General features: G+C 60.2%; 12 protein-coding genes. 6 read left to right on the top strand and 6 right to left on the bottom strand.

The features are described 5' to 3' along the window. Window positions 1–2: 2 nt before the first annotated feature. The 4 genes from nrfD to JNM85_04615 all read right to left on the bottom strand — a co-directional run bounded on the left by nrfD (window position 3) and on the right by JNM85_04615 (window position 7,345). The gene (gene nrfD, locus JNM85_04630; GenBank protein MBL8087342.1) at window positions 3–1,424 is read right to left on the bottom strand and encodes a polysulfide reductase NrfD; all 1,422 of its coding nucleotides are present in this window, start codon (window positions 1,422–1,424) and stop codon (window positions 3–5) included. Beyond that, the gene (locus tag JNM85_04625) at window positions 1,425–4,559 is read right to left on the bottom strand and encodes a TAT-variant-translocated molybdopterin oxidoreductase (GenBank protein MBL8087341.1); all 3,135 of its coding nucleotides are present in this window, start codon (window positions 4,557–4,559) and stop codon (window positions 1,425–1,427) included. It lies immediately after the preceding gene. 44 nt (window positions 4,560–4,603) lie between these two features. Further along, complete coding sequence (locus JNM85_04620) at window positions 4,604–5,368, bottom strand: cytochrome c3 family protein (GenBank protein MBL8087340.1); 765 nt, start codon at window positions 5,366–5,368, stop codon at window positions 4,604–4,606. A 129-nt stretch (window positions 5,369–5,497) separates the two neighbouring features. Beyond that, window positions 5,498–7,345, bottom strand: a complete 1,848-nt coding sequence (locus JNM85_04615) for a protoheme IX farnesyltransferase (protein MBL8087339.1) — start codon at window positions 7,343–7,345, stop codon at window positions 5,498–5,500. A gap of 374 nt (window positions 7,346–7,719) precedes the next feature. On the opposite strand from JNM85_04615, the gene JNM85_04610 reads away from it, so the two are divergent. Genes JNM85_04610 through JNM85_04595 form a run of 4 tightly spaced genes read left to right on the top strand, consistent with a single transcriptional unit; the run spans window position 7,720 to window position 10,813 of the window. Continuing rightward, a complete protein-coding gene (locus JNM85_04610; protein MBL8087338.1) occupies window positions 7,720–8,493 on the top strand; it encodes a phosphodiester glycosidase family protein in 774 nt (257 codons plus the stop codon). Between the two features lie 25 nt (window positions 8,494–8,518). Then, entirely contained in the window at window positions 8,519–9,259 is a 741-nt protein-coding gene (locus tag JNM85_04605; protein MBL8087337.1) for a glycosyltransferase family 2 protein, read from the top strand. 13 nt (window positions 9,260–9,272) lie between these two features. Next, complete coding sequence (locus JNM85_04600; protein ID MBL8087336.1) at window positions 9,273–9,992, top strand: class I SAM-dependent methyltransferase; 720 nt, start codon at window positions 9,273–9,275, stop codon at window positions 9,990–9,992. An 11-nt stretch (window positions 9,993–10,003) separates the two neighbouring features. After that, window positions 10,004–10,813: a menaquinone biosynthesis protein gene (locus tag JNM85_04595; protein MBL8087335.1), complete on the top strand. Its 810-nt coding sequence runs from the start codon at window positions 10,004–10,006 to the stop codon at window positions 10,811–10,813. Here JNM85_04595 and JNM85_04590 read toward each other — a convergent pair. Together JNM85_04590 and JNM85_04585 are read right to left on the bottom strand one after the other, a co-directional pair. Continuing rightward, complete coding sequence (locus JNM85_04590; GenBank protein MBL8087334.1) at window positions 10,791–11,360, bottom strand: class I SAM-dependent methyltransferase; 570 nt, start codon at window positions 11,358–11,360, stop codon at window positions 10,791–10,793. The genes JNM85_04595 and JNM85_04590 overlap by 23 nt on opposite strands. Further along, on the bottom strand, window positions 11,357–11,950 hold the full coding sequence (locus JNM85_04585; protein ID MBL8087333.1) for a helix-hairpin-helix domain-containing protein: 594 nt from the start codon (window positions 11,948–11,950) through the stop codon (window positions 11,357–11,359). Before JNM85_04585 ends, JNM85_04590 begins: the two co-directional genes overlap by 4 nt. A gap of 154 nt (window positions 11,951–12,104) precedes the next feature. Between JNM85_04585 and JNM85_04580 the strand changes: the two genes are divergently transcribed. Further along, on the top strand, window positions 12,105–13,208 hold the full coding sequence (locus tag JNM85_04580; GenBank protein MBL8087332.1) for a PD40 domain-containing protein: 1,104 nt from the start codon (window positions 12,105–12,107) through the stop codon (window positions 13,206–13,208). A 27-nt stretch (window positions 13,209–13,235) separates the two neighbouring features. Further along, window positions 13,236–13,649, top strand: coding sequence for a nucleoside-diphosphate kinase (gene ndk, locus JNM85_04575; protein MBL8087331.1), 414 nt, complete (start codon window positions 13,236–13,238; stop codon window positions 13,647–13,649). The last annotated feature ends 34 nt before the right edge of the window (window positions 13,650–13,683 follow it).

Below are 13,683 nucleotides of genomic sequence, written 5' to 3'. Positions count from 1 at the left end.
GATTAGAGAGCGCCTCCTTCCGTAGCCGCGCCCACCGGCTCGTGGCCGTGCGAGTCGTGGTCTTCGTGGCGAATGCGTTCAAGCAGATCCTTCATTTCAAAGATATTGATCATCGGGACAAACCGCACGAAGAGCATCATCAAGAAGACGAAGAAGCCGATCGTGCCGAGGAACATTCCCCAGTCCCACATGGTGGGCGTATAGAGCCCCCAGGCGCTTGGGACGTAGTCGCGGTGCAGCGACATCGGGATGATGACGAACCGTTCGAGCCACATGCCGATCGAAACGAACTGACAGATGATGAACAGGACCGTCAGGTTCTGGCGAATCTTGGGGAACCAGAGCATCTGTGGGATCAGGCCGTTGCACACCCAGAGTGACCAGAACGCCCAGGCGTATGGACCGGACATGCGGTTCTCCTTCAGGAAGAGTTCGTACGGGTTGCCGCTGTACCAGGCGTAGAAGACTTCCATGATGTAGCCATAGAAGACGATGAGGCCGGTGGACAGCATGATCTTCGCCATCCAGTCGATATGCTTCATCGTGATGATGCCCTTCAGGTTGTACCAATGCCGAAGCGGGATCGCGAAGGTGATAACCATGGCGAAACCGGCGAAGACGGCGCCGGCAACGAAGTACGGCGGGAAGATCGTGACGTTCCAGCCCGGGACAATCGAGACGGCGAAGTCGAAGGACACGATCGAGTGGACCGAAAGAACGAGTGGGGTCGAAAGACCAGCGAGGATGAGGTACGCCGCCTCGTAGCGGTGCCAGTGCTTGGTCGAGCCGCGCCAGCCAGCGGCCAGCGTTCCCCACAGCTTGCGTTGCCACAGTTTGGGGCTGCGGTCTCGCATCGTGGCAAAGTCGGGGATTAGACCGACGAACCAGAACACCGCCGAAATCGTGATGTACGTGGAAACCGCAAAGACGTCCCAGATGAGCGGCGAGCGGAACTGTGGCCACATCCCCAAAACGTTAGGATAGGGGAACAGCCAGTACGCGACCCATGGGCGACCTGTATGCAGAAGCGGATACAGACCCGCGCACATGACCGCGAACAGGGTCATGGCTTCGGCAAAGCGGTTGATCGAGTTGCGCCATTGCTGTCGCAGGAGCAGCAAGACTGCCGAGATCAGAGTGCCCGCGTGGCCGATACCGATCCACCAGACGAAGTTGATGATATCGAAACCCCATCCGACGGGCTGGTTGTTACCCCAGACACCGATGCCTTGGTACAGCAGCCAGGCGATCGAGACCAGCATCAAGTTGACGCCCAGGAAGCCGATTCCGAGCAAGCGGAACCACTTCTTGTTGTCTTGGTGCTGCCTCTGGTTGAGGACCAAGCCGCCCAGAATCTCGTCGAGCGCCGCATACGAACGGTGATCGGTCAGGAGGGTCTTATTCTCGCTGGGTAAGGTCGCCATTTATGCGTTCTCCAAGGCCGGGTTCGGATTGCGAAGTCGAGCCATATAGGTTGTTCGGTTTCGTGTGTTGAGCTCGGGCAGCATCGCGTAAGTCCGGACGTCAGCCTTGAGCTTGCTCACTCGGCTCGTCGGATCGGCGATGTTGCCGAACGTGATCGCTTGAGTCGGACAGGCCGCCTCGCACGCGGTGACGATCTCACCGTCACGGATGTCGCGCTTTTGCTTTTTGGCAGCGATTCTTGATTTGTTGATCTTCTGCACGCAGTAGGTGCACTTTTCCATGACGCCGCGACCACGAACGGTGACGTCCGGGTTGCTCATCAGCTTCAGGTACTCGCGCCCGTGCGGCTTCTCGCTGGAGATAAGGCCGTTCGCGACCTCGTGGCGATCCATGAACTGCGCCTGGTTGTCGGTGTAGTTCAAGAAGTTGAAGCGACGCACCTTATAGGGGCAGTTGTTTGAGCAGTAGCGGGTGCCGACGCAGCGGTTGTAGACCATTTGGTTCAACCCCTCGTGGCTGTGCACCGTCGCGGCGACCGGGCAAACCGGTTCGCACGGTGCCTTCTCGCAATGCATACAGGCGACCGGAGCGAATACTGTCTCCAGATTCTTGGAGTCGAGCACGTCTTTGAGCGAGTCGCCGTAGTCCGTGATGTCGCGCGAATTCGTGATCTCCACGTTCTTCGTCATCACGCCAGCGGCCGCTTCCTCTGCGCTGTGCCCTCGGACTCGGTAGTACCGGTCGATGCGAATCCAGTGCATTTCGCGGCCCTTGCGAACCTGATCCTTACCGACGACCGGGATGTTGTTCTCGGCCTGACAGGCGGTTACACAGGCGTGGCAACCAGTGCAGACGTTGAGGTCGATCGACATGCCCCACTGCGGGCCCTCGAACGGGAACTCGGTCTTGTAGCTGGGGAACATTTCGATCCCCTCTTCGGCCTTCTTGCCCAGTTCGTCGCCTTCCGTGTGCAGCGTCGGGTTCTGCAGGAACTCCGCCACCGTCGCGGCCTTCAAGATGTCGCGACCCTCCATGCTATGGTGGGTCTGGGTGAGTGCCAGTTCAGAACGTCCTGAAGCGCGCTTGATGGTCGCGTCGTCGGCGTGCCATAGCGTCGTGGAGGATCGGACAAAGTAGGCGTTGGCCCCTGCGCCCTCGCCGATCGAACCGATTTCGGTCCGTCCATAGCCAAGGTGCAGAGTGACAGAGTCATCGGGGTGCCCGACCGAGATCATCGCCGGGATCACTACTCGACCACCGCTCACCTCAACCGAGACGTGGTCGCCGTCGCGGACGTCCAGAGTCTGTGCCATCGACGGCGAGATCAGTGCGGCATTTTCCCAAGTCAGAGTGGTCATGACCTTGGGCAGCTCTTGCAACCAGCCGTTGTTGGCATACCGGCCGTCCCAGATCGTCGGGTCTGGGCGGAAAACGATGGTGGTTCCTTTGGGTTTGGGCGACGGACCGAGATTCATTTGGCCCGCAGGGATCAGACTCGCGGGCAAAGCCGCGCCAGCTTGCACTCCCGTATTGAGCAATTCCGTCCATGCCGATTCGTTCGCAGGCGTCACGCCGTGGGTCTCGCGGACGATGTCGTACCCGCCCCGAGCGTCCGAGAGAAGCAGCCCGAGGAATTCGATCCTGGACTTCGTATCGTGGAGTGGTGCGATTAGCGGTTGGACAACCGAAGTCGTTCCATCCATCGCCCTCAGGTCGCCCCAAGCTTCCAGGAAGTGCGAATCGCCAGTGACCCAAGTCGACACCTTGGAGGTCTGATTGAAATACTGCGTATGGTGAACGGAGACCGGCACCCGCTTGATCAGATTCTCCAGGATGAGGTCGGCTGGACCCGTGTAGGCGGGGTCGCCACCGAGCATGATGAGCACCTTCGCCTTCTCGGCATAGAGGTCGGCGTGAAGCGTCTTAAGATCGATCCCCTGCGCCGGTGCGGCGAGGTAGTGCACGCACTGCGAGCCCAGCTTCGAGTTCATGGCTGCGGCAAGCGCGTGGACGGCCGGGCTGGTGAACTGTCCCGCCATAACGACCGCACGCGATCCCTTGGACAGCAGATCCTTCGCGACTTCCTTGACCCAAGCGGTGGGGATCGCCGTGTCGTTCGGAACGTCGGCGACGCTGACCCCGAGTTCAGCGGCGACCTGCCGGGCGAGGGCTTCGATGGTGTGGGGCTTCAGCGAGATGCGGTGGTCGGCCATCGCGCCCGTGGTCGTCGGAGTCGCTTCGGCGGCGTACAGCCGGTTCATATTCGCGACATCGGTGCCCTGGACTCGGCGTCCGTCCATGAACTCGCGAGACAACCGAACCGAGTCGCCCATCGAATAGAGGAAATCGGCATCGAGCGAGAGCACGACGCTCGCCTTAGTCAAGTCGTAGTGCGCTCGCGCGGGCTGTCCAAAGGCCGTGTTCAGACCTTCGCGTTCGGATTCATGTCCGACTGCATCGTACGTCGCGATCCGCGCATTGGGCAGATTGTTCGCGATCTTCTTGGCCAGTCGCTGGATCGTGGGTGAAGAGTTCGATTCGAGAACCACATACAGACCCGCTCCGCCGAGCGGCTTCAGCTCGTCAATCGAGGCTCGGATGTTTTTGGTGAAGAGCTCCCATTGCGAAGCTTGGCCCTTATGGAGGACTCCTTCAAACCGGTCAGGATCGTACAAGCCGAGCAACTCGGCCTGGGCAAAGTGGTTGCTTGACCCAAGGCTGTTCGGATGCGCCTCGAGCCCGTCGATCTTGGTCGGGCGACCTTCGTGGCTTTCGACCACAAGGCCCATGACGGTGCCGTTGTGCTCGAACGCCGTCGTAAACTGCATCGGCATTCCGGGCACGAGGTCTTCCGGCATCTTCGTATAGGGCAATGCGTGCTCACTGGGCAAGCGGAGCGATCGGCAACCGCCCACGCCCGCGAGCAGCATGGATGCGCCCATGAACTTCAAGAATGACCGGCGGTCAAGCTCTGCGATCGAGCGTCTGTTCGGGAACTCATCCTCGACCCACGCCTGAAATTCCGGCGTCTCGGCGACTTGCTCCAGGCTGCGCCAAAACTCCTTGCCCCGACGTCGTGCGAGCTTTTCGCGTACGACCTCTAGGTTCAACTGCTCCGTATTTTGAGTATCCATCCGACGTGTTATTCCAAGACCCTAAGTGCTTTCAAACAAAAATGTTAGTGGTGGCAGACCGTACAATCGGCGAGCTGATCTTTCTTGACCCCTCGCTCCTTGAGCAGCTCGTTTCCACGCTTGATGAGCTCCGCGACCGAGGTCTTCTGCTCGCCGCCGTGGATGAGTTGCTGCTCCTGCGGGGTCATTTTCTGCCCCTTCGGATCGGACTGCTTCTTCAGATAGAGGTTGAAGACCTGCTGCCGGGGCGACATTCCTCGCGCAGCGGCTTCGGGATCCTCGTAGAGGTACTTCTCTGGCTGGGTGTGGCACTCCAAGCACCACGCCATCTGGAATGGCTTACCCTTCCAAGTGATCTGCATCTCGGTCACCGGACCATGGCAGTGGTTGCAGCTCACGCCACGATCGATGTGGATCGAGTGGTTGAAGTACACAAACTCGGGCGCCTTGTTGACCAAGGTCCACTCGATGGGCTTGCCCGTCTGGTAGCTCTGGCGTACCGGATCCAGCAAAGGTGAGTTCGTCCAGATCTGCGAGTGGCAGGTCATGCACGTCTCGGTCTGAGGCAGGCCCGCAAACCCGGTCTCTTCCACGCCCGTGTGACAGTACCGGCAGTCGATGCCGAGTTCGTACGCATGGTGCTTGTGGCTAAACGGGACCGGCTGTTCCAGCGGGATCTCGACGCCCGTATTGGCGGGCGATCGTGTGATCTGGGATCCCACGACGATGGCCACGACCGGCAGGGCCGCCGCGAGTACCGAACTGGCGCGCGCCAGAGTATTCGCCGAGGGCTTAAATAACTGAGCCATTCAACAACTCCATGTTTCTGTCTCGATGGCGAGGCGTCCATGGGACGACCACGCGTTGCACAAGCCAAATTTGGGGCCTTCCGTGAGTCCCCTCAATGAACCAGGCCAGATTATAACCCGAACACTGCCTCACGAGAGCACTCCTCGGTCGATCGCAATCATCAAAAAGAGGGCGGCCAGATAGACCATTGAGTATTTGAAGAGGGTCCGCGCCTTGGCGTTGTCAGGCGCTTGGACCAGCTGGAACGTCCGGACGAACAACACGGCATTGAGAGCGAGGGCAGCCACCAGGTAGATCGGGCCGGACTGTCCCATGAGCAGCGGCAGCAGGCTCACGATCACGGTCAAGACGGTGTACAGCGCGATCTGCAGCACCGTTGCCCGTTCACCTCGGACAACCGGCAGCATCGGAATCCCGGCCGCGCGATAGTCGTCTTTGATGAGCAGCGCGAGCGCCCAGAAGTGCACCGGAGTCCAGAGGAAGATGATCGCGAAGAGCACCCAAGCGAGCGGACTGAGCGAGCCGGTGACCGCGGAATAACCTACTAGCGGAGGGAACGCCCCGGCTGCGCCGCCGATGACGATGTTGTGCCAGGTTCGGCGCTTGAGCGCCATGGTGTAGATGAAAACGTAGAACAACAGTCCCGCCAGCGCCATGACCGCGCTCAAGAGATTGCACACGCTCCAGAGCAGCACGAAGCTGAACGATTCGAGCACGAGCGCGAAGAGCAGAGCGTTGGCACTGCTGATCCGGTGCGTAACCGTGGGACGCTTCGCCGTTCGCTCCATGCGAATGTCGATGTCCCGGTCGTAAACCATGTTGATCGCGTTCGCGGCACCGGCGGCGGCATAGCCTCCGAGCGTGATCGCAACGAGCAGCCATCCGCCCGGCCAACCCTTCGCCGCAATGAATGCGGCGGTGACCGTGGTGAACAAGAGCAAGCTGATCACGCGCGGCTTGGTGAGCTCGATGTACGCCTTCCAGAGCGGGACGGCGGGTTCCATGACCGGGGTTGGTTCGGGAGTCTCGGTGGTTGGCTCGGCGAGGAGTACGACCTCGGCGTTCTTGTTCAGCGCCTGAGCGCAAGCCAGGATCAACGCAATCCACAGCACGTCGGCGACGAGCAGGTGACCGAGCGCCATGAGGAGCGGTCGCTGCATCACCAGGTTCGCAACACCAAAGACCATCTGGAACGCAAAGATGCCGACGACCAGGTTCGACAGCTTTCGCATTTCTGCGGCGGGGCGCACCTTGGTGAGGTAGCTCATCAAGAAGACGACGTAGACGCCGACGCTCGTGGCGATGAGCGGGTGGGACAGTCGCAACCGTACGAGGAAGTGCGAAGAAGGATCGAAATCCTTGCGAATCCCTTCGGCGAGGCTTGCGGCAGCGCTGTGGTCGACCATGTTGCCGAGCGCGGCAATCGCTCCGGTCACGCCCATGAGCAGCACGCCCACGAGCCCGATGACGATGGCGGTCATCGCGGGTCCCTGGCCTTTCAGTCGCAGCTGAGGCTTACCAAAAGCCAGCCACACAACCATGGTCATCGCGGCGAGAAGGAAAAACGTGTTGACGAGGTGGATGCCACCCCAGAGCGCGCGTTCAGCCGTCGCGTTGCCCGCGACGTAGCTCTTCAAAACGAGCTGAGCGCCGATGAGCCCCTCTGTAATCGTGAGCGCCACGACGGCCAATGCAGACTTTCTTAGCTGAGACTTCTTGGGCGCGACGCGGTGGCACCAATACAGCAAGCCTAAGGAAAGGGGTCCGATGATCCCTGAGCTGATACGGTGAACAAACTCGATGAGCGTCTTGCTGTCGACCATCGCGGGCAAGATCTGCCCATCGCAGAGTGGCCAGTGGATGCCGCACCCATCGCCGGAGAACGATATTCGGACGAACGCACCCCAAACGATCACGACCAACGTATAGATCAGCAAGCCAGCCGAGAAGCGGCCTAAGCCTAGGGAACGATTCATCGACACAGCCTCCTTGAGAGCTGAAACTCGATAGTTGACTCAGACGTCAAGATTGAAACGGAAGTCTTAACTAAGAAGCGATGCAGAACAATGATCTGCATCGAGTGGGTCGCTTCAAGCGGATGACACGGCGTCACCGCTCCTCGATCGAGGTGGCACACGATACTTCCCAATACTGTATCCACCCGGGCGAGCTTCGCGCAAGGGCCACTGTTGCGCATTCTGCAGTGAAAATTCACCAATGCCGAGAACCCGGCATTGAAAATCCCGTAGGAAGACGGTGGACTTTTTTGGTCAGTTGCCGTCGAACGGCAAGAAATTGGCGTAAGGTAGAGTCTCAATCTTGCTTCACCGCCGAATTGGGAGGTGAGCAATTGGACCAGGAGCAGAAAATGGCGATCACCACGCGAAGCGGAAGTGTCCTTGCGGCAATGACTGTTGCAGCCGTTGCAGTGTCCAGCGCTCCCATCTCGTACCACGGGATGAAACGCGGTCACCTCTTTTTTCATGTGGTCCAGGCAGACCTGAGTTCGGGCTATGCCACGGCTACAACTGTGGCCCCTCGCGGGCTGCACTCATTCAGCGACCTCGTCCGCACCCGAAAGCCAGAAGTCGCCATCACCGGGACATTTTTCAACACTGCGAACGGTCAGCCCGTCGGTGATGTCCTCTCCGAAGGGGATCTACTCGCCCGCGGAGCCCGCGGGTCGGTCATCGCGATCGACTGGAACAATCGCCCGGCGATCTTCGACACGACGTTCAGCAAACCAATGGACTGGTCGCGATTCAAGAGCGGTTTGCGAGGCACCGTTCGAATCGTCCGTGATGGTGTCGTGGCCTCGAATCCCCGCGCTCAACAGTTCCGTGACCCGCGCATTTGGGGCCGCGCCCGTCGCGCCGCCGCCGGCATCACAAGCAGCGGAAAGCTGCTGCTCGTCGCCACCAGCCAATCCGTCACTCTGAACGAGCTCGGTTGGGCGATGGTCAAAGCAGGGGCTGTGGATGCGGTGAACTTGGACGGTGGGTCCTCGACCGCGCTCCAGTACCGGGGCAAGATGTTGGTGCAGCCGCAGCGCAAGCTGTCGAACCTGCTGATCGTCAATTCGGTGCCGGGCATGACTCCCAACGAACACATGCAGGTCGAGTAGGTCGCGGCGGTATTCTCTCGCTACCTTGAGCGAGCCTTCCCTCGCCGTGATTGTCCCGGCTTATAACGAATCGGTGCGTTTGCCCAAAACCCTGGCGCGACTGCATGAGTACTTGTCGGACCAGACGTACCCGTGGTCGGTGGTTGTCATCAGCGACGGGAGCACGGACGATACGCCGCGAATCGTTAATGATTTTGGTATCAAGCATCCCCAATTCACACTAATTGACTCTCAGCCAAACCGAGGGAAGGGGTTTGTCATTCGACGCGCAATGCTCGAAGTAGACGCCGATCTGCTGCTGTTCTCGGATGCGGACCTCGCCGCGCCGATCGAGGAGATCGAGAAGCTGCTCCCCAAGATCCGCGAAGGGTACGAGATCGCTATTGGCAGTCGGCCCCTGCGCGAAAGCCGTCTGGAGATCCGCCAGCCCAAGTACCGCGAATACGCCGGTCGGGCATTCAACCAGGTCGTGCAGATGCTCGCCATCCGCGGGATTCAGGACACCCAGTGTGGGTTCAAAGTCTTCACCAAACCGGTCGCACGAGATGTCTTTGCCAGGTGCACCTTGGACGGGTTCAGCTACGATTTCGAGGCGCTGATGATCGCCCGCGATTTGGGCTACAAGATTGCCGAGGTGCCCATCCGCTGGGCCCACCAAGAAGGCTCAAAAGTCCGTTTTTTGCGCGATGGCAGCCGCATGCTGCTCGACCTGGTCCGGCTTCGACTGAAGGGCCGAAAGGGTCGTCTCGAGGGCCGTGCAAGCTGACGAATATCTCAGGATGCGCTCCGTCGAGGATCGCTACTGGTGGTTCGTTGCCCGGCGTCGGCTCGCCATTGAGCTCCTTAGAGACGAACTTAGCCAACTTTCTGGTCGCAAACTACTCGATTTTGGGTGTGGGACCGGGGCGGCGCTTGCCGAACTCCAGGCCGAGTCCTTCGCGGTGGGTGTTGACTTCAGTTCCATCGCTTTAGAACTCGCTGCGGAGCGCGGCCTCACGCGCCTGGTACAAGGCGACGGCGAACATGTCCCTCTGCGTGCGGACCAGTTTGAAGGGATGATTGCCCTCGACATCTTCGAACACATTCAGGGAGTCGAGGCTGCATTTGCCGAGGCGTACCGCATCCTTGCTCCGGGCGGCGTGCTCGTGCTCAGTGTGCCCGCCTACCGGTGGCTGTGGGGACCACACGATGTCGCACTCATGCACAAGCGACGCTACACCCGCAGCCTCTTGCGTCGCCAACTGGGCGCGGCCGGATTCGAGGTGAGCTTGGTGAGCTACTCAGTCTTCTGGCTCTTTCCGGTTGTCGTGTTCTTGAGGCTAATCGACAAGTTCCGACGTCGGCCGGCGGCAGTTTCACTTCCGCAAGTGGGCGATGCGCTGAACGGCGCGCTCATCAAGCTCATGGCTTGGGAGACTCCGCTGATCCGACGCTGGGGGCTACCGTGGGGCTCGAGTGTGATCGCGGTGGCCCGAAAGAGTTCGTCGGGAAACACGTAGAATGAAGCGTAGTGCAACGATTTCGGCTTGGATCGGTCCCGTATGTCAATGCTGTCCCGCTTGTTTGGGCGGCGGCACGCGCGACTGACGAATTCGAAGTTCTCTACGCACCGCCGTCCGAACTGCCCGTGCTTCTCGAAGCCGATCGGGTGGACGCCATCCTCGTCAGCAGCGTAGACGCACTGAGAGTCCCCGGCCGGCGTATGGCAGCCGGAGTCTGCATCGGATCGCGTGGCGCGGTGCGCAGTGTGCGCCTCTTTAGCCAAGTCCCATTTGACAAGCTTCGTACGCTGTGCCTTGATCAAAGCTCGATGACGTCCAATCGTCTCGCGCAGGTCGTGCTCGGCCAGGTGGTGGGTGTCCGACCCGTGACCCGAACCGCCCCGCCCGATCTCAACGTGATGCTGCGCGACTCCGATGCGTGCGTTCTTATCGGCGACCGCGGGTTGGAGGCCGAAGGTAAGGGCCTGCATGTAATGGACTTGGGTGAAGCGTGGCTTGAGCTTTCGGGGCTTCCGTTCGTGTGGGCGGGCTGGATTGGCGGCGAACGGTTGACCGCCGAGCTTTCGGGCAGACTGCGATCAGACGCCGAAAGCAGTTTGACTCAGCATCGCGAGGAGCTTGTCGCGGATGCCATGCGGCGGTCTGGTTGGTCTGCTGACACCGTACGGAGCTACCTGTTCGAGAGTATGAGCTTCCTTCTGGGCGAGGAAATGGAGCCAAGTTTGCGCGCGTTCCAGTCCGCTCTTCGGGCCTCAGGGTTCGATGACTGCTCGCATTTCCCCGAATGGGTCGGCGTCACTTCGACTTGCGGGCGATGACGTGATGCACGTGCCAATGCTTGGGCTCATCTAGCAGCGTCAGCCCGTCGCGATTGACTTCTTCGCGGTGGAGGATCGAGAAGTTTTGCAGCAATTCGGACACTTGCTGAGCGGTGTGCGTGACGTATTCGCGTTCGGCCCAATCGTCGTCAGGCCCCAAGAACTGACCCATGAACAAGCCGCCGGGGCGGATGCTTGCGACGATCCGATCCCAAGTAGCAGGGAAGTCTTTCGGATGCATGAAGAACAAGCTGAACTGGGCTACGACTACATCCACGTCCGGAAGGGCCAGGTTCTCAAGCATAGAACCGACCAAGTGGCAATCTGCCCCGTCCGGGAGGCGTCCTTCGACGATCTGCAGCGCCTCGTTGTCGTTATCGACGGCGATGACGTGCAATCCTCGTTCAAGAAGCCACAACACGCCGTTCCCCACGCCACATCCCAGCTCGATCGCATCCCCTAGGCCATCTAAGTGCGGCTCAAGGAGTGCGTAGTTGGGGTGGACGGGCCGGTCAAGAGAACGACGGTAGTACTCGCTCCAGTTCACAGGCTCAAGTATGGGCGCATTTTCTCAAACTTCTTGGGGCCGATCCCTTTGACATCCATCAACTGCTCGATCGACTTGAAGCCTCCCGCCTGAGCGCGGAACTCCAAGATTTTCTGCGCGGTCGACGGTCCAACCCCGGGCAACCGGTCGAGATCGGCAAGCGTCGCTCGATTGAGGCTGATCGAGCCAGGCGCGAGCGGTGTCGAAGGAGAAGAACTACCGCTCATGTGCGTCGTGCTCGGGCGGCTCATGATCCCGGCAGGAGGCGCGGAACTCGTGGTGACCAGGGGTGTCTCCAAGTCTTGACCAAACTTCGGGACGGTAATTTTCGATCCGTCGAGCAGCGGTTCCGCCAAATTTAGTTGGCCGAGATCAGCATCACGCGTTTCTCCGCCAGCAGCCTCGACAGCGTCTGCTACCCGAGCACCCGTTTTCAGGCGCAGCAGGCCCGGCTTTCGGACGGCCCCGGCAACCTGCACCACGACGGACTGCGCGAGCACTGTGGCGGGTGCATCCGCGGAGACGACCATACTGTTCCCGACGTGTTGCCTGGAGCTCAACACGTAACCACCCGCCAGGGCAGTCAGCATTAATACCCCTGCGGCCCCGATGCGGGCCGGCGCACTTTCTAGCCTGTGCAACATATGATTCCTCACGCGACACTAACGGTCACGTACTGATTAACTTTACACAATATCGCCGCGCAACAAGCCAGCGCGCCCGGAGACATTGCAAAATCTAAGCATGTGGAAGCTGCTCTCGTTGCTTGTTTCGATGAACGCGACCCCGCCATGCTGCCCCGAGCACGCCGCCCTCGGCACGCTCGATGACGTCGCCGCGCTCGCCATGCAGACCAGCGGAGCCGAGTACCCTGCACCCAAGCTCGACGATCGCGAGGCTCATCTTTCCAACCTGCGACAGCTCACCTTCGGGGGCCAGAATGCCGAAGCGTACTGGGACAAGGACGGCAAGCAGATCGTCTACCAGTCTCGTCAGCCGGGCTACCCCGACGAACAGATCTTCGTCATGAACGCCGACGGTTCGGGTAAGCGGCTGGTCAGCACTGGACTCGGACGCTGTACCTGCAGCTACTTCACGCCCGACAAGCGCTGGATCTACTTCAGCAGCACCCACGCCAAGAACAAGGGGGCTCAGGCTCCATTGGACATGAGCAAGGGGTACCTCTGGATGGTTAACCCCCAATTCTCGATCTACCGAGTGCGTCCGGACGGTACCGGGCTGGAACGGGTCCTGGATAAGAACAGCTATGTGGCCGAGACCACGATCTCACCGCGCGGCGACTACATGACTTTTACCAGTGATTCCGAAGGCGACCTGGAGATCTACCGCTCGAAGCTCGATGGTACCGGCATCAAACGGCTTACCAACGACCCCGGATACGACGGCGGTCCATTCGTCAGCTGGGACGGCAAGAAAATCGTCTACCGCCGCGACAAGATCGACGCGGAGAGCGAACTGGCCGACTACCGCGCCCTGCTGAAGGAGCACTTAGTTCGACCCGGAAAGCTCGAAATCTGGATCATGAACGCCGACGGCAGCGGAAAGCGCCAGGTGACCCAGCTCGGGTGCGCCAGCTTTGCTCCATTTCTCCACCCCAACGGCAAGCAGATCATCTTCAGTTCCAACTACGGGGATCCCAAAGGACGGGAGTTTGATCTGTTTATGATCAATGTGGACGGCACGGGACTTACCCGGATCACGCACACACCCGAGTTCGATGGGTTCCCCATGTTCACGCGCGATGGCAAGCGGCTTGTTTTCGCGAGCAACCGGAACGGCAAGGTCCGCGGGGAGACGAACATCTTCGCCGCCGACTGGAAGAACTAGCCGAAAGGTATCCTCTTACCCCGGACTATGGAAACAACTTTGGTTTTGATCAAGCCGGGCGGAGTGCAGCGCAACCTCATCGGCGAAATTACGCGACGCGTCGAGGCGCGCGGCCTCCAGGTCGCCGCGATGAAGCTCATCAAGGCAGAGCGCGCGACCGTCGAGGCACACTACGCCGAGCACGCCGAGCGCCCGTTCTTTAAGGACGTCTGCGACTACCTGACCAGTGGCCCCGTTGTCGCGATGGCAGTGAGCGGAACGAACGCAGTGAAAGCGATCCGCGCTATGATGGGTGCGACGAATCCGCTCGAAGCCACCCCGGGCACGGTGCGAGGCGACTTTGCGCTCACCATCGACGACAATCTCACCCACAGCAGTAGCGACCCCGAAGCAGCGGCCCGCGAGCTGGGACTGTGGTTCCCCGAAGGCCTGATCAAGTAAGGCCCGTAACGCCTCGTGCTGTCCGCAGCACGAG

It is taken from the genome of Chthonomonas sp., assembly GCA_016788115.1.
Classification (GTDB): Bacteria; Armatimonadota; Fimbriimonadia; order Fimbriimonadales; family Fimbriimonadaceae; genus UBA2391.
This window is presented reverse-complemented; position numbering and strand designations above follow the sequence as displayed.